The organism is Mesorhizobium sp. 113-1-2 (assembly GCF_016756475.1).
Lineage (GTDB): Bacteria > Pseudomonadota > Alphaproteobacteria > Rhizobiales > Rhizobiaceae > Mesorhizobium > Mesorhizobium loti_C.
The window spans coordinates 4,246,049-4,261,876 of sequence record NZ_AP023242.1; the positions used below are offsets into that span (position 1 = coordinate 4,246,049).

Here is a 15,828-nt window from a genome sequence, read left to right on the forward strand (position 1 = left end):
CGAGTTCGGGAACAATAATGGCAGACAGAACCCAGCTGAGAGTAGCCGACAACAACGACATCGCTGACGATGATCCGTTCGCGGAACTGACCAGGATCATGGGATTCGACCCACGCCAGCCGGTCAAGCAGCAGGCGCGGGTCGAACCGCAGGTCGCTGCCGCCAGTCAGTCCGTGCAAGAGGACGATTTCGATATCGACCTCGAAAAGGAACTGATGGGCGACTTCGACGCTGGCGTTGCCGCTCCAGTTGTCGAGGCTCATGAGCCGGCATTCGAAACGGCGGCCGTGCATGCGGCTGACGACGATCTTGCGCTGTCGCTCGACGACGATTTCCATCTGGACTTCACCGGTGCCGATGACCAGGCGGTCGTCGCCAGCCATGCCGATCTCGGCGCGGCCGAAGCCGCCCCATCCGTCGAACCGGCCTTCGACGCCGATTTCGACAATGCCGTCGCCAGTTCGCTCGAAGACGTTTCGCCCTTCGAAGACGATCTGCGGATTGATGACGAGCTTGCCGCGTCGCTCGATCAGGATTTCCACATCGAGGACCATGCCGTCGAGATCGAGGACGAGGCCGTCGAGCCTCAGCACGCCGTTGCCGAAGTGCCGGTGGCTGTCGAGCCGGCCCCTGAGCATGAATTCGATGATGCGGTCGCGCTTTCGCTCGAAGACGAACTGATGCTGGACGGCCATTCGGCTGATCAGCGCCCTTTGGCTGCGGCCACGGTCGACGATCCGGAGCCGGTGCTGGCCGCCGCGAACGAGGCTGAGGCGATTTCCGACGAGGATTTCGACGGTCGCTTCGAGGCCGCCATGGCGGATGTCGATATGGATTTCGACGTTCATGCGGACGAGCCGGTGGCCGTCGATGCGGCGCAAGCGGACGATGCGGTCGCCGATGCTGAGGACACAAGGGAAGAGTTCTCGAGCTCCGAAGCCGCTTCGGAAGATGATTTCGATCTGAACCTGGACGACGCGTTCGCCGAGCCTGCCGAAGAGCCGGTCGCCGAGGTTGCGGCTGCCCCGGTCCAGCCGATAGTGCCGGCAACTCCGGCAGCCATCATGGCCGAGCCGGCGCCGGCCCCCGTGGCGGACGAACGAAGCCTCGAAGACGAGCTGAATGCGCTTCTGGGCGCCATGACGGCGCGCACGGCGCCGTCGGCCAAGGAGCCTGCTGTGGCTCAGCCCGCCGTCGTTCAGCCCGTCGTGGCTCAGCCGGCTGCTGCTCCCCAGTCGTATGCTACTCCATATGCTGTCGCGCCTGCAAAAGCCCTCGAGGAACCGGCCGATCTTGTCGCCGATCTCGACTGGGATCTCGACGAACAAGCGCCCGAGGATCTGCATGCCTCCAATGCCGCTCACGATGCCGATCTCGACAATCTGCTGCTGGACGAACTTCAGGGCCAGGATCCTGGTTCGGATGCCGCCGATCATCTCGATGTCGATTTCGACGATGATGCGTTCGACGCGGCCCTGGCCAGGAGCCTCGATCCGCGCGACGAGGCAGCTTCGCGGCAAGATCAGGCCGATTCCCTCGATTGGCTGGCCGAACGCTCCGCGCCGACGGAGCCGACCCGTTCGTGGAGCCGCGTGACACCGGTTCCCCAGCAGCCGGCATTTGCCGCGCAGCCGGCCGCTTCGATGGCGGCCAGGACCGCTGCGCCGGAAATGACCCCGGCAGTGGCAGTTGTGCCACCCTACCATGCGCCCGAGCCGGTTGCGGCTGCTCCCTATGCAGCCCCTGCATCCGCGCCGCCGCCGCGACAGTCCCCGCGCTATGAAGAGATGCCCGATGTTGAAACGGTCGATGTGCCGGAGCGCGTCGTGGCGCTGGCGGACGATCTCGACATTCCGGAACTGCATTTCGAGGAAGACGAGCCGGCCACCGCTGGCTATGACGATCTCGATGCCGAATTCGCCAGCCTTCTGACGGAAATGAATTCGGTGGAGGTTGCGCCGGCTCCAGCCGCTCCCGCAAGCAGCGCTGCCTATGCCGACGAATCCTACAATGCCGGATTCACTTCGGGCTATCAGGCACCGGCATATGAAGCGCCCAAGCCGGCCTTCCAGCCGGAAGCACGGACCTATGCGGCGCGGCCGGCGGAAATGCCGGCGCGCACAGCGGCGAACACAGGCTATGCCGACGCCGCCGACGGCTTCGATCTCGACAATTTGCCCGGCAGCCAGCCGGTCTCGCAGGCCGACGATTTCACCGTCGATGAACTCGACTATGATCCCGAACTGGACGAGGCGATGTCCGTTCCGGGTCTCGGCGAGCGGCAAGCGGCCAGGCCATCGGGCCGGCGCGGCCTGTTCATTGCCGCCATCGTCGGTGCCGTTGCGATCGCGGGCGGCCTTGGTGCCTTTGCCCTGACTTTCGGCGGCAAGGGCGGCAGCGAAGCCCCTGTCATCGTCAAGGCCGACAATTCGCCGATCAAGGTCAAGCCGGAAAACCCGGGCGGCACCGTGGTGCCGAACCAGGACAACAAGGTCTACGACGCCGTGGTCAAGGGCGCGAAGCCCGCCGAGCCGGTGCAGCAGAAGCTTGTCACCAACACCGAAGTCCCTGTGGATGTGCAGGCGAAGGATCCGGCCCGTGCCGTTGATCTTTCTGCTGACCAAGGTGCTGCCGTCGGCGGCGCAGATGACGGCAATGCCACGCCGAACGCCAGTGCGGCGCCCGCTGACAATGCCGCACCGACCGCCAACGCGGCGGCGCCCGCGCCCAAGTCCGAGGATCGCATCGCGCAGGTGCTCCAGGATGCCGACAAGGGCACCAATACCGATGTCGTGGCCGTTGCGCCGCGCAAGGTGAGGACCATGGTGGTCAAATCGGACGGCTCGCTGGTGCCGCGCGAGGATCCGGCACCGGCCGCACCCCAGGTGGCGGCCGCCGAGCCGACCGATCCGGCGCCGCAGCATGTCGCGCCGTCGGCCGATGCCGACCAGACCGGCACCGTGGCGCCCGCCGCCGCCCAGTCGGATGACGAGCCGGCCCTCAAGCCGGCAGCCAAACCGGCGGCCAAGGCTGAGGCCAAGGCGCAGTCGGCCAACACGCCGGCCAAGGTTGCGATCGCGCCGCAGCGTCCGTCCGACCAGCCGGTCGACGTCGTCGGCGAGGTCAAGCCCGATCAGGTCGCGTCCATCGATCCGGCAACGACGGCGACCGGTGGCGGTTCGTGGTCGATGCAGGTTGCTTCGCAGCCGACGGTGGAAAGCGCCCAGTCGACCTACCAGGATCTGCAACGCCGCTACGGCAGCGTGCTTGCCGGCCGCACCGCCAACATCGTCAAGGCCGAGATTGCCGGCAAGGGCACATTCTACCGCGTCCGCGTTACGGCCCAGTCGCGCAACGATGCGATCAATCTGTGCACCAGCTACAAGGCTGCCGGCGGCAATTGCTTCGTGTCGCGTTAGACGACGTTCAACCAATCAAAGCCGGCGCGGGCCCCAGGCCGCGCCGGCTTTTTCATGTGCCCAGCGTTTTTCATGTGGAAGCATTTCAGGCGTTGGACCGCATGTAACCCCAGACGATTCCCTTTAGCCGCGCGAAGCCCTAGACTCCTGATATGACCGAATCAAAGTCCATGATCCTCGGCTGTGCCGGGAAATCGCTCACCCGCGAAGAAATCAATTTCTATCGCAATGAATGCCCGTGGGCCTTCATCTTGTTTGCCCGCAACATCAGCGAGACCGAGCAGATCCGCGATCTGGTTGCCGAGATGCGCGATTGCATCGGACGCCCCGACGCGCTGGTGTTCATCGACCAGGAAGGCGGCAGGGTGCAGCGCCTGCGGCCGCCGCTGGCGCCGAACTATCCGGCCGGCGGCGCGCTTGGCGCGCTGTGGCGCGACGATCACGACGCCGGCGCCCGTGCAGCCTGGCTGATGGCGCGCCTGCATGCCTTCGACCTGCTGCGCTACGGCATCACGGCGGATTGCCTGCCGGTGCTCGACGTGCCGATCGAAGGTGCCAGCGATGTCATCGGCGCGCGCGCCTATGGCAAGGAGCCGCGCGCGGTCATCGAACTCGGCCGCGCCGCCGCCGAAGGCCTGATGTCGGGCGGCGTGCTGCCCGTGATGAAGCATATTCCCGGTCATGGCAGGGCCTTCGCCGACACGCATTTCGAACTGCCAACAGTCGACGCCTCGCTCAGCGATCTGCAGCGGCATGACTTTGCCCCGTTCCGGGAGCTTAACGACCTGCCGATGGCAATGACGGCGCATGTCGTCTATAGCGCCATCGACCCGAAGAACCCGGCGACGACATCCGGCAAGGTCATCGACGAGATCATCCGCCGCGACATCGGTTTTGACGGGCTGTTGATGAGCGACGATACCTCGATGAAGGCACTTTCTGGGGATTTCCCGACAAAGGCGGCCTCGATCCTTGCGGCGGGCTGCGATCTGGTCCTTCACTGCAACGGCGTTTTCGAGGAGATGGCGGGCATTGCGTCGCGCACCACGGGGCTTGAGGGCAAGTCGCTGGAGCGTGCAAGGCGGGCCCTGACCTATATAAAGAAGCTCGATGCGGTCGAGGAGACCGAGATACGCGCGGAATTTGCCACCTATTTCGATGCGGTGGCCTAACGAAGAGGAAGTGACAGGGCTGTGGCGGAAACATTGGAAAGCAAGGCCGCGAAGGCTGCACCGATGGACCGCCTGTGGGCCGAGAATGACGATTCACGCGTCACCGGCGACCCCTCGCTGGTCGTCGACGTGGCCGGCTTCGAAGGTCCGCTCGATCTTCTCTTGCATCTTGCCCGCACCCAGAAGGTCGATCTGGCGCGCATCTCGATCCTGGCGCTGGTCGAGCAGTATCTGACCTTTGTCGAGACCGCGAGGACGCTGCGGCTCGAACTCGCAGCCGACTATTTGGTGATGGCGGCGTGGCTGGCCTTCCTCAAGTCGAAGCTGTTGATCCCGAAGCAGCCGGGCGAAGAGGGCGAAAGCGGCGAGGAACTGGCGGCGGTGCTGCAATTCCGGCTGAAGCGGCTGGAAGCCATGCGCGACGCAGCGGCGCGTCTGGTCAACCGCAACCGGCTCGGCCGCGACGTGTTCGCGCGCGGCATGCCGGAAATGGTCATCATCGAGAAGCGTAACGCCTATTCCGCGTCGCTCTACGATCTCTTGACCGCCTATGCCCAGCAGCGGCAGAAGCAGGCGATCAACAATGTGACCATCGCCAGGCGTGGTGTCTGGTCGCTCAAGGATGCGCGCGACATCCTGACCCGCCTGGTCGGGGCTGTGAGCGACTGGACGACGTTGGAAAGTTTCCTGATCGTGTACATGACCAGTCCCGAGGAAAGGCGCACGGCGATCGCCAGTTCCTTTGCGGCAACATTGGAACTGGTGCGCGACGGCACGATGGATGTGCGCCAGGATCAGACGTTCGCGCCGATCTATCTGCGCGGCCGCGCACCGGCAATCAAGGCAGTCGAGGTGGCATCATGAGCGAACGCGCCAACGCTTCGGTCATTCCCTTCAAGGTGGATGACGGGCCGGAAGAGGGCGAACTCGACCAGGCGTCCGTCCAGAATCCGGCACAGAACCCGGCAGAGCGCCTGCATATGGCGGAGGCCGTGCGGATGGCCGAGGCGATTGTCTTCGCCAGTGCTGAACCCGTCAGCGAAAAGCAGCTTGCCGCACGCCTTCCCGACGGCATCAACATCGCCCTGGCAATGGCCGAGTTGCAGCAGGTCTACGCCCGGCGCGGCGTCAATCTGGTGCGGGTCGGCGACGCCTGGGCTTTCCGCACCGCCGGCGACCTCGCCTTCCTGATGAGCCGCGACACGGTGCAGCAGCGCAAGCTGTCGCGCGCGGCGCTCGAAGTGCTGGCGATTATCGCCTATCACCAGCCGGTGACGCGCGCCGAGATCGAGGATATCCGCGGTGTCGAGACGTCGAAGGGCACACTGGACACGCTGCTCGAGACCGAATGGGTGCGCATGCGCGGCCGCCGCAAAACGCCCGGCCGTCCCGTTACCTACGGCACCACCGAAACCTTCCTCGACCATTTCGCGCTCGAGGAAATCCGTGATCTCCCCGGCATGGAGGAACTGAAGGGGGCCGGCCTGCTTTCGGGCCGCATGCCGTCGAATTTTTCGATCCCGCAGCCGCCGGCCGACCCCGACGTGCTGACCGAGGACGAGGATCCGCTGACCGATATCGATCTCGAGGAACTCGGCCTTTTGACGCCGCGCGTCACGGAAGATTGACCGCGGGCGTCTATCAAAAGCGGCTTTACGCCTTTACATGCGCCGTTTGGTAGCGGGCCGGCTTGCCGAAAATGCGTGACATCCGCCAGCCTTTCATAAACTCTGTCGCTGTTGTGTTTGAATCCCAACGCGAAAACGCATAGATCATCGCCAGGGAAAACATTCGAGAGAGATTTGCTATGGGTTCATTTTCGATTTGGCACTGGATGATCGTGCTGGTGATCGTGCTGCTGGTGTTCGGCCGCGGCAAGATTCCGGAACTGATGGGCGACATGGCCAAAGGCATCAAGAGCTTCAAGAAGGGCATGGCGGACGATGACGTCGCCGACGACAAGCGCACCGTCGAACACCGTGCCGACGAGACCGTTTCGGCCGTGAAGGAAAAAGCCAGCAAGAGCTGAGCCAAAAAGTTCTAGTCGGAACAGAGTGCCATGTTTGAAGTCGGCTGGACCGAAATGCTGGTGATTGCGATCGTCATGATCGTGGTCGTCGGGCCCAAGGATTTGCCCAATATGCTGCGCACCTTCGGGCGCACCACGGCGAAGCTGCGTGCCATGGCCGCCGACTTCCAGAAACAGTTCAACGAAGCGCTGAAGGAAGCCGAGCTCGACGACGTCAAGAAATCGGTCGACGAGCTCAGGGGCCTCAGCCCCGTTGCCGAAATCAAGAAGCAGCTCAATCCGTTCGAGCAGGCGGCCGCCGATGTGCGCGCCGGTGTCGACGCGGCGATGAAGCCGAAGCCGGCGGCCGATCCCTCGGCACCCGCTGCTTCGACCCCACAGGCGGCCGAGCCACTGAAGAATGGCGCGACGGAAATGCCTGGCGTCAGCGGGCCAGAGGCCGCGCCGCCAACGCCGATTTTCCCGGCGATGACCGATGAATCGGTGGTGGCGACACCCACGGAACCCGCCGTGGCGCCGAAGGCATCCGCGGCCAAGAAAGCCGTCAAGACGGCGCCGGCGGCGAAAGCGCCGTCCAGGGCCGCGACTTCCGCGAAGGTGGTGACGGCAAAAGCCGCACCCGCACCTAAAACGTCGACAAAGGCCGCGACGGCGGCAAAGCCTGAAGCCACCGCCTCGACGAAGTCCGCCGCCGCCAAGGCGGCTGCTACCAAGGCAACTGCCGCAAAGACCGGGGCGAAAGCCGAACCGAAGCCTGCCGCGGTGAGAAAGCCGGCGACCAAGAAGACGGCGGGAGCCGCCAAGTGAGCGTTTCGGACAAGGAAAAGGACGAGATCGAAAAGTCGTCAGCGCCACTGATGGAGCACCTTATCGAGCTGCGCAGGCGGCTGATCTGGTCGCTGGGTGGCTTCTTCGTCGCTTTCCTGGTGTGCTTCTTCTTCGCCAAGAAGCTGTTCAACCTTCTGGTCGTTCCGTTCAAATGGGCGACGAAATGGGCAGGTCTCGACCCGCACAAGGTCGAGTTGATCTACACCGCGCCGCAGGAATTCTTCTTCACCCAGGTCAAGCTCGCCATGTTCGGCGGCATGGTCATCGCCTTTCCGCTGATCGCCACGCAGATCTACAAATTCATCGCGCCCGGCCTCTACAAGAACGAGCGCAACGCCTTTCTGCCGTTCCTGATCGCGTCGCCCATCCTGTTCCTGATGGGCGCCTCGCTGGTCTATTTCTTCTTCACGCCGATGGTTATGTGGTTTTTCCTCGCCATGCAGCAGGTCGGGACGGACGACCAGGTGCAGATTTCGCTGCTGCCGAAAGTGTCGGAATATCTCAGCCTGATCATGACGCTGATCTTCTCCTTCGGCCTGGTGTTCCAGCTGCCGGTGGTGACCAGCCTGATGACGCGTGTCGGCATGCTGTCGTCCAAGGCGCTGGCGGAAAAACGCAAATGGGCGATCGTCATCGCCTTCATCGTTGCGGCCGTGCTGACGCCGCCTGATCCGATGAGCCAGATCGGCCTGGCCATTCCGACCATCCTTCTCTACGAGGTCTCGATCTGGGCCGCGCGTTGGATTGAGCGGGACCAGGAAAAGCAGCGGCTGGCACGCGAGAAGCAAGAGGCCGGGGAAACCGTGGCGGACAAAACGCCGGACGAGCCTCCAGCGCCGGCTGCTTCGTAAAACAACAGGCAGCGTCGGAAAGAGACAGTCGCTGCCCGGTCTATCTTGCATCAATCAAGGATGCGGTTTACGCCCTCTCGCATAGCTGAGGACGGATAAACCATGCTTGACATTAAATGGATTCGCGACAACCCGAAGGCCCTTGTCGAGGCGCTGGTGAAGCGCTCGTGGTCGGCGGCTGAGGCGCAGTCCACCGTCGACGGGCTGATCGCCAAAGACGAGGCGCGGCGCGAGCACGTCACCGAGTTGCAGACCAAGCAGGAGCGCCGCAACGCCGCCTCGAAAGAGATCGGCAACGCCATGCGTTCGGGCGATGCCGCCCTTGCCGAGAAGCTGAAGGCCGAAGTCGGCGAGATCAAGACTTTCATCCAGAATGGCGAGGCGCGCGAGCGCGAGCTCGACAAGGCGCTGAACGACGCGTTGGCGGTGCTGCCCAATGTGCCGCTCGAAGACGTGCCTGTCGGCAAGGACGAGCATGACAATGTGGTCAAGCACATTGTCGGCAAGCTGCCGACGCGGCCGAACTGGGTGAAGGAGCATTTCGAGATCGGCGAAGCGCTCGGCATGATGGATTTCGAGCGGGCGGCAAAGCTGTCGGGCTCGCGCTTCACCGTGCTGAAGAGCGGCCTGGCGCGGATGGAACGCGCCATTGGCCAGTTCATGCTCGACCTGCACACGACCGAGCATGGCTATGAGGAAGTGATCCCGCCGCTAATGGTGCGCGACGAGGTGCTTTTCGGCACCAACCAGTTGCCGAAATTCGAGGAGGACCTGTTCTTTGTGAAGCACGGGGAGGGCAGGCTTGGCCTGATCCCGACCGCCGAAGTGCCGCTCACCAACCTTGTGCGCGAGGAAATCACCGCGCATGAAAAGCTGCCGCTGCGCTATACCGCACTGACGCCGTGCTTCCGCTCCGAGGCGGGCTCGGCCGGGCGCGACACGCGCGGCATGCTGCGCCAGCACCAGTTCTACAAGGTCGAACTGGTGTCGGTCACCGACCAGGAATCCTCACTCGCCGAGCATGAGCGGATGACGCAATGCGCCGAGGAAGTGCTGAAGCGGCTGGAATTGCCGTTCCGCACCATGGTGCTATGCACCGGCGACATGGGCTTTGGTGCGCGCAAGACCTATGACATCGAGGTTTGGCTGCCCGGCCAGAATGCCTATCGCGAAATCTCGTCCTGCTCGGTCTGCGGCGATTTCCAGGCGCGGCGCATGGACGCCCGCTACAAGGACAAGGATGGCAAGGGCAACCGTTTCGTCCATACGCTCAACGGTTCGGGCACCGCTGTCGGCCGCGCTCTCATTGCCGTCATCGAAAACTACCAGAATGAAGATGGCAGCGTAACCATTCCTGAAGTGCTGCGGCCTTACATGGGCGGTCTGGCAAAGATCGAAGCGAAGTAATGCGCATTCTTCTGACCAATGACGACGGCATTCATGCCGAGGGCCTGGCGTCGCTTGAACGCGTCGCGCGCACACTGTCCGACGATGTCTGGGTGGTGGCGCCGGAGCAGGACCAGTCCGGCTATGCCCATTCGCTGTCGATCTCGGAGCCGCTGCGGCTGCGCAAGATCGGCGAAAAGCACTTCGCCGTGCGCGGCACACCGACCGATTGCGTCATCATGGGGGTCAAGAAGATCCTGCCCGGTGCGCCGGACCTGATCCTGTCCGGCATCAATTCGGGCGCCAACATCGCCGACGACGTGACTTATTCGGGAACCGTCGCCGGCGCCATGGAAGGCGCGCTGCTCGGTATCCGCTCGATCGCGCTCAGCCAGGGTTACTCCTATGTCGGCGAGGATCGCGTCGTGCCTTACGAGACCACCGAGGCGCTGGCGCCGGCACTGCTGAAGAAGCTCGTCGCGACGCCGCTGCCGGACGGCGTGCTGCTCAACGTCAATTTTCCCAACTGCCTGCCCGAAGAGGTTGCCGGCACAGTGGTCACCACGCAAGGAAAGCTCGTGCACAGCCTGTGGGTCGACGAGCGCCGTGACGGGCGCGGCCTGCCTTACTACTGGCTGCGCTTCGGCCGCGAGCCGGTTGAGGGCAAGCACGGCACCGACCTCTACGCGCTGCGCAACCGCCTGGTGTCGGTGACGCCGTTGCAGCTCGACCTCACCGCGCATGAGATCCGTGACCAGCTGAGCAAGGCGCTTGCATGAACCTGCCAATCGATGACCGCGAAGGATTTGCCGCTTTCCTGTTGCGCCTGCGCGGCAGGGGAACCGTGCCGAAGGCGCTGATCGCGGCTTTCGAGGCGACGCCACGGCGCGGTTTCCTGGCGCCCCATTTCCATCAGATCGCCTGGTCCGACCGCATGCTGCCGATCGAGTGCGGCGAGGCGATCGAAGGCGCCGACATGCAGGCGGCAGTGATCGCGGCTCTTGCCATCGAAGCGGGAAACCGCGTGCTCGAGATCGGCACCGGCTCCGGCTATACGGCGGCGGTGATGTCGCGGCTGGCGGCGCGGATCGTCACCGTCGATCGCTACAAGACGCTTGTCGAGCAGGCCAGGCAGCGTTTCGAGGCGCTCGGCATCGGCAACGTCATCGTACGCCAGACGGACGGCTCCGGCGGCTTGCCGGCCGAAGGGCCGTTCGACCGCATCGTCGCCTGGGCGGCTTTCGACAGCCTGCCGCGCTTCCTGCTCGACCAATTGTCGAGCGGCGGCATCGTCATCGCACCGATCGGGCCGGAGGAGGGCGAGCAGGTGCTTGCCAAGCTCACCAAGGTCGGCAGCCGCTTCGAGCGCGAGGATATCGGCCTCGTGCGGCTGCAGCCGATCCTGCGCAGCGTCGCCGCGGTGATCTAGTTTCCGGCAGAGCACTGATCCGCGGTCGAACACCTGTTCGGCCTCATGATCCATGCCTCCAGCTATCCCCAAAATGTTTTAAGAAAATTTTCGTCGGATTCTAATGGGTTAACCGCCCAGTAACATTAACGCGCTTTAATCCTGTCTCAGTTGGTGCAGAGTTTGTGCGGGTTAGTGCGATGCAACTCAGTGTTTTGAAGACAAATAGTCGCAATCTGGCGCGGGGCTGCGCTGTTCTCATGATTGCGGGCGCGGCCGCCGGGTGCAGTTCCCAGGCTTCGCGGTTCAACAGTGTCGACGATGTCTTCACTTCCTCGACCAACAATCAGCGCGCCATCATCAACAAGCAGGATGCCGTGCAGCCCTATCCGGGCGATGTGTCGGCCGCGCCGCTTGACGGCAGCCACACCCAGTCGGTCAGCCGCTCCAGCGTTGAACCGGTTTCGAGCCGCCCGTTGCCGCCGCCCGTTTCTGCCCAGGCGCAACCCGCGCCGGCTCTCGCGCCCGCCGCCAATCCGGTGCGTGTTGCGTCGGCACCCGCCATGGTCCGGCCCGCTCCCCATGTCGACAGGACGACAACCGGTACCGTCGAGCCTGCCGCCAAGCCATTCAAGAATGCCCAGCCCGACGCGCCGAAGGTGGCCGAGGCGGGCAGGCCGCACGCGACCGAAATCGTCGTCAGGGACGGCGAGACCATTTCCGGCTTGGCCGCGCACTACAAGGTTCCGGCCGATGTCATCATGAAGGTGAATGGTCTCAGCCCGACCAAAGGGCTGAAGACCGGTCAGAAGATCGTTATTCCGGCCTATGCCTATTCGAGCAAGGCCGAGCCGAAGGTCGCCGATGCCAAGCAGTTGAAGGACGGGCCGGCGAAGGATGGCAAGCGCGATTTGCCGGCCACCGCGCCGGACAAGGTCGCCGTCCTGCCGCAGCAGCCCAAGCTCAAGGAGGGCAAGGCCGCCGCGCAGGTCGATGCGTCGGCCGCCGCGAGCCAGCCCAAGGAGCCCAAGCCGGCGCAGGTCGCCAAGGCTACCGGCGCCCCGGGCACCTACACAGTCCAGTCGGGCGACACGATGTCCTCGATCGCCAGGAAGACCGGCGTCGGCGTCGTTGCGCTGAAGCAGGCCAACGGCATGAAGGATGGCTTGCTCAAGATCGGCCAGACCCTGAAGGTGCCTGCCGGCGGAACCGCGACGGTCGCCAGCGCCAAGCCGGCGAAGGTCGATCCGGTGACCACGGCAACCACGCAGCCCCCGGCAAAGGCCACGCCGTCGGAAACGCTGGCATCCTACACGCCGCCGAAGAAAGACGCGAAGGTCATCCAGCAGGCTGAGGATGACGAGGCGGTGGCGCCGGATGCCACCGGCATCGGCAAGATGCGCTGGCCGGTGCGCGGCCGGGTGATCTCCGGTTTCGGATCCGGCAAGGACGGCGTCGATATCGCGGTGCCCTCGGGCACGCCGATCAAGGCGGCCGAGAACGGCGTCGTCATCTACGCCGGCGACGGGCTCAAGGAATTCGGCAATACGGTGCTGGTGCGCCACGAGAACGGCCTGGTCACCGTCTATGGTCATGCCAGCTCGATCGAGGTGCAGCGCGGCCAGAAGGTCAAGCGCGGCCAGGAAATCGCCTTGTCGGGCATGAGCGGCACGACGGACTCGCCGAAACTGCACTTCGAAGTGCGCAAGAACTCGGCGCCGGTCGATCCCTCGACCTATCTCGAATAGAATAAAAAAAGCGATTTGCGGGCCGTCTGACCTCCAGTCCGGCCCGCCGGCTCAGCCCGCCCCGCAAGGAGCGGGCTTTTTCAGATTGTGCAAAAAGCCCGCCTGCGGGATTCACAGATGATCGCGCAGCGTGTCGGTGATCATCTCCTCGATGCTACTGGCCTTCACCCCTAGAAACGCCTCGGTGTCGGAGGCATCAACCAGCAAGGGGCTCTCGAAAAGATAGCTCATCTCGATGAGCTCATGCATGCCCAAGGCTTCCATCTCGGCGACGGAATAGGAGCGTATCGCTGGAACCTCTTGTCCGAGCATCACCGCGGTTTTCTGGATGAGTTCCCTGGGTGAGGCGTATTGCGAGGGAACGTGAAATGCCCGGTCCCATTCACCCTTGTAGTGAGCGGCCGCAACCAGCGTGCTCGCGACGTCCTTGGTGAAGGTCCAGGCATGAGTCGCGTCGAGGTCTCCGATAAAGGCGGTGGGCTTGCCCTCGATGATGGAGGGCAGCGCGACCAGCGAGAAGTAGCTGATGGCGCCATGTCCGAGATAGTCGCTGGAGCGTATTTCGATGGCCGGTACATCGGCACGGACCGCCCGCTGCCACATGATCGTCCTGGCCGTTCCCTTTCTCGACGTCGGGTCCAGGGACAGATCCGAGCGAAGCGGGCTGTCGGCATTTTCCCCATAACCATAGAGGTTCCCGAGCACGATGAGCTTCGCGCCGACCGCTTCGGCCGCGCGCACGGTGCCGTCGATGATGGGGAAAAAGTCGGTCGGCCACCGATGATATGCGGCCATGGCGCACATGAAGATGGCATCGGCGCCTCGGCAGATACGCGACAGTTCCGAGGCGTCCGTGGCATCGGCCTGTATGGTCCGCACGTTCTGCAACGCGTTCGAACCGACGCTTCGGCTGGTGAGAACGACATCATGTCCTTGTTCACCGAGAAGGCGGGCGGTCTCGCGTCCAACCGGGCCTGCGCCGACAACAACATAGAAACTCATGGCAACCTCTCTTCCAAGCTTGATGGAGAGGCGTGCGTACAGGTTCGCGGCATTGAAAATCGCGCGGGAATTGCCAAATCTTGAACAGGTTTCGCCATGAATCGAGAGAGCATGCGTCCGCAATTCGCCCCGGCCCGATCTCCGTCCGACGTGACAATGGTTTCCCGGCATATTGAAGCAGGTGTCCATCGTCTGTCGCGGGCGCCGCACCATCGCGTCATGCTGCATGCAAGCGCGGCGACACGATCCTACTGCAATCAGGTTGGGCGCTATTTCGTCAGGCGCGCCGGCGATATCGACTTGGTGCCGGCCGGCGAGGAGGGCGGTTTCGAGGCTGAAACTCCCTTCGATACAGTCGAGATTGTCTTGCAGCCAGCCTTGATGGAAAGGGTGGCGGCGGAACTTGGCGGCGGGGCGTCGGTATCGCGGCTCGACACACGCCATCTGCTTCGCGACCAGCGCATCGAGCATCTTGCTCGAGCACTCCAGAGCGATCTCGATGCAGGCGCGCCGAGCGGCTCTCTGTTTGCCGACAGCATTGGCGCCGCGCTCGCGGTCAGGCTGCTTGGCGTCGACGATATAGACATCGATCGAACGAGCCGCTTGTCGGACACCCAGCTCAAGCGTGTCCTGGAGCATATTGAGGCCGCTCTACACCAGCCGCTCTCGATCGACCGACTAGCCCGGGTTGCCGGCGCGAGCAGTTCGCATTTGCGGACATGTTTCAAGGTGGCGACGGGTGTCACCCTGCATCGCTATGTGTTGCGACGCCGCGTCGAACGCGCGCGCGTCCTCTTGCAGCAGGGCGATCTCAGCACAAGCGAGGTGGCGGAATTGACGGGCTTCGCGCACCAGTCACATCTGGCGCATTGGATGCGCCGCGAGATTGGCCAAACGCCGCGCGACTTGCGACGAGCGCGGCCACCCGAGTGAGACGCCTCAATCCTTCAGCGGTTTGCCAAGCCTGCCGGCCAAATCCTGCGTGAACTGCCAGGCGACCCGGCCTGAGCGGCTGCCGCGCGTCGTCGCCCATTCCAGCGCCTCGGCGCGCAGCTGCTCGGGGTCGATGTCGAGGCTATGGTGGCTGGCATAGCCGTTGACCATCTCGAGGTATTCGTCCTGCGAGCATTTGTGGAAGCCGAGCCACAGCCCGAAACGATCGGACAGCGAGACTTTTTCCTCGACCGCTTCGGACGGGTTGATGGCGGTCGAGCGCTCATTGTCGATCATGTCGCGCGGCAGCAGGTGGCGCCGGTTGGAGGTGGCGTAGAAGATGACATTGGCCGGGCGGCCCTCGACGCCGCCTTCAAGTGCCGCCTTCAGCGACTTGTAGGAGGTGTCGTCATGATCAAAGGACAGATCGTCGCAAAACAGGATGACGCGGAAGGGGGCCGCCTTCAGCAAACCCATCAGTTTGGGCAGCGTGTCGATGTCCTCGCGGTGGATTTCGATCAGCTTGAGCGGCAACTCCGACTTAGCCTTGGCATTGATCTCGGCATGCACGGCCTTGACCAGCGACGATTTGCCCATGCCGCGCGCGCCCCACAACAGCACGTTGTTGGCGGCAAAGCCGGCGGCGAAGCGCTCGGTGTTGTCGACGAGGATGTCGCGGACACGGTCGACGCCGCGGATCAGGCCGATGTCGACGCGGTTGACCTTGCGCACCGGCTCCAGATAGCCGGGGTCCGCCTGCCAGACGAAGCAGTCGGCCTCGCCGAGGTCGGTCTCAGGCACCGGCGGCGGGGCGAGGCGGCTGACAGCTTCGATCAGGCGGTCGAGTTTCTTGTTGAGGGCGTCGATGGTGCTGTCGGTCATTTCGGGTCTTTTGGTTCGTTTCCTGGGCGGGCAGGCGGGACCCATTCGAATCCGTCGGGTTCGAAACCGGTTCCAACCTTTTGTTCGAGCGTGATCTTTTCGGAAAACCGGCTCGCGCTTTTCGCGATCATGCTCTAACACGGCCCGACAGGCCGGAAAAGCAGCCGATT

General features: G+C 63.7%; 14 protein-coding genes. 12 read left to right on the forward strand and 2 right to left on the reverse strand.

Annotated elements, in window-relative coordinates; all coding sequences use genetic code 11:
- The first annotated feature begins 17 nt into the window (after positions 1-17).
- The 11 genes from JN279_RS20595 to JN279_RS20645 all read left to right on the forward strand — a co-directional run bounded on the left by JN279_RS20595 (position 18) and on the right by JN279_RS20645 (position 12,841).
- A complete protein-coding gene (locus JN279_RS20595; protein WP_202350103.1) occupies positions 18-3,419 on the forward strand; it encodes an SPOR domain-containing protein in 3,402 nt (1,133 codons plus the stop codon).
- Between the two features lie 152 nt (positions 3,420-3,571).
- The gene (nagZ, locus tag JN279_RS20600) at positions 3,572-4,591 is read left to right on the forward strand and encodes a beta-N-acetylhexosaminidase (RefSeq protein ID WP_202350104.1); all 1,020 of its coding nucleotides are present in this window, start codon (positions 3,572-3,574) and stop codon (positions 4,589-4,591) included.
- A 63-nt stretch (positions 4,592-4,654) separates the two neighbouring features.
- A complete protein-coding gene (locus JN279_RS20605; protein ID WP_096457398.1) occupies positions 4,655-5,455 on the forward strand; it encodes a segregation and condensation protein A in 801 nt (266 codons plus the stop codon).
- Positions 5,452-6,219 carry an SMC-Scp complex subunit ScpB gene (gene scpB, locus JN279_RS20610; RefSeq protein ID WP_096446766.1) on the forward strand — a complete coding sequence of 256 codons (768 nt, stop codon included), beginning with the start codon at positions 5,452-5,454 and terminating at the stop codon, positions 6,217-6,219. Before JN279_RS20605 ends, scpB begins: the two co-directional genes overlap by 4 nt.
- 179 nt (positions 6,220-6,398) lie before the next feature.
- Positions 6,399-6,620, forward strand: coding sequence for a twin-arginine translocase TatA/TatE family subunit (locus JN279_RS20615; protein ID WP_010909892.1), 222 nt, complete (start codon positions 6,399-6,401; stop codon positions 6,618-6,620).
- A 30-nt stretch (positions 6,621-6,650) separates the two neighbouring features.
- Positions 6,651-7,427: a Sec-independent protein translocase protein TatB gene (gene tatB, locus JN279_RS20620; protein WP_202350105.1), complete on the forward strand. Its 777-nt coding sequence runs from the start codon at positions 6,651-6,653 to the stop codon at positions 7,425-7,427.
- On the forward strand, positions 7,424-8,299 hold the full coding sequence (tatC, locus tag JN279_RS20625; protein ID WP_096446762.1) for a twin-arginine translocase subunit TatC: 876 nt from the start codon (positions 7,424-7,426) through the stop codon (positions 8,297-8,299). Before tatB ends, tatC begins: the two co-directional genes overlap by 4 nt.
- A gap of 102 nt (positions 8,300-8,401) precedes the next feature.
- On the forward strand, positions 8,402-9,706 hold the full coding sequence (gene serS, locus JN279_RS20630; RefSeq protein WP_096446760.1) for a serine--tRNA ligase: 1,305 nt from the start codon (positions 8,402-8,404) through the stop codon (positions 9,704-9,706).
- On the forward strand, positions 9,706-10,464 hold the full coding sequence (gene surE / locus JN279_RS20635) for a 5'/3'-nucleotidase SurE (RefSeq protein WP_096446758.1): 759 nt from the start codon (positions 9,706-9,708) through the stop codon (positions 10,462-10,464). The genes serS and surE overlap by 1 nt, the downstream gene beginning before the upstream one ends.
- Positions 10,461-11,114, forward strand: a complete 654-nt coding sequence (locus JN279_RS20640) for a protein-L-isoaspartate(D-aspartate) O-methyltransferase (protein WP_096446756.1) — start codon at positions 10,461-10,463, stop codon at positions 11,112-11,114. Before surE ends, JN279_RS20640 begins: the two co-directional genes overlap by 4 nt.
- A gap of 179 nt (positions 11,115-11,293) precedes the next feature.
- Positions 11,294-12,841, forward strand: a complete 1,548-nt coding sequence (locus JN279_RS20645; protein ID WP_096446754.1) for a peptidoglycan DD-metalloendopeptidase family protein — start codon at positions 11,294-11,296, stop codon at positions 12,839-12,841.
- Between the two features lie 111 nt (positions 12,842-12,952).
- On the opposite strand, the gene JN279_RS20650 is transcribed toward JN279_RS20645, so the two are convergent.
- Positions 12,953-13,843, reverse strand: coding sequence for an NAD-dependent epimerase/dehydratase family protein (locus tag JN279_RS20650; protein WP_096446752.1), 891 nt, complete (start codon positions 13,841-13,843; stop codon positions 12,953-12,955).
- Positions 13,844-13,954: 111 nt separating this feature from the next.
- Here JN279_RS20650 and JN279_RS20655 point away from each other — a divergent pair, with 111 nt between their 5' ends.
- A complete protein-coding gene (locus JN279_RS20655) occupies positions 13,955-14,776 on the forward strand; it encodes an AraC family transcriptional regulator (protein WP_202350106.1) in 822 nt (273 codons plus the stop codon).
- A 6-nt stretch (positions 14,777-14,782) separates the two neighbouring features.
- Here JN279_RS20655 and JN279_RS20660 read toward each other — a convergent pair whose 3' ends face one another.
- Positions 14,783-15,658, reverse strand: a complete 876-nt coding sequence (locus tag JN279_RS20660; RefSeq protein ID WP_202350107.1) for an ATP-binding protein — start codon at positions 15,656-15,658, stop codon at positions 14,783-14,785.
- Positions 15,659-15,828: the final 170 nt, after the last annotated feature.

Bases quoted from the DNA above. Each gene is read 5' to 3' on its own strand.
- JN279_RS20595 (WP_202350103.1), top strand. From the start codon at position 18: ATGGCAGACAGAACCCAGCTGAGAGTAGCCGACAACAACGACATCGCT.
- nagZ (WP_202350104.1), top strand. From the start codon at position 3,572: ATGACCGAATCAAAGTCCATGATCCTCGGCTGTGCCGGGAAATCGCTC.
- JN279_RS20605 (WP_096457398.1), top strand. From the start codon at position 4,655: ATGGACCGCCTGTGGGCCGAGAATGACGATTCACGCGTCACCGGCGAC.
- scpB (WP_096446766.1), top strand. From the start codon at position 5,452: ATGAGCGAACGCGCCAACGCTTCGGTCATTCCCTTCAAGGTGGATGAC.
- JN279_RS20615 (WP_010909892.1), top strand. From the start codon at position 6,399: ATGGGTTCATTTTCGATTTGGCACTGGATGATCGTGCTGGTGATCGTG.
- tatB (WP_202350105.1), top strand. From the start codon at position 6,651: ATGTTTGAAGTCGGCTGGACCGAAATGCTGGTGATTGCGATCGTCATG.
- serS (WP_096446760.1), top strand. From the start codon at position 8,402: ATGCTTGACATTAAATGGATTCGCGACAACCCGAAGGCCCTTGTCGAG.
- surE (WP_096446758.1), top strand. From the start codon at position 9,706: ATGCGCATTCTTCTGACCAATGACGACGGCATTCATGCCGAGGGCCTG.
- JN279_RS20640 (WP_096446756.1), top strand. From the start codon at position 10,461: ATGAACCTGCCAATCGATGACCGCGAAGGATTTGCCGCTTTCCTGTTG.
- JN279_RS20645 (WP_096446754.1), top strand. From the start codon at position 11,294: ATGCAACTCAGTGTTTTGAAGACAAATAGTCGCAATCTGGCGCGGGGC.
- JN279_RS20650 (WP_096446752.1), bottom strand. From the start codon at position 13,843: ATGAGTTTCTATGTTGTTGTCGGCGCAGGCCCGGTTGGACGCGAGACC.
- JN279_RS20655 (WP_202350106.1), top strand. From the start codon at position 13,955: ATGCGTCCGCAATTCGCCCCGGCCCGATCTCCGTCCGACGTGACAATG.
- JN279_RS20660 (WP_202350107.1), bottom strand. From the start codon at position 15,658: ATGACCGACAGCACCATCGACGCCCTCAACAAGAAACTCGACCGCCTG.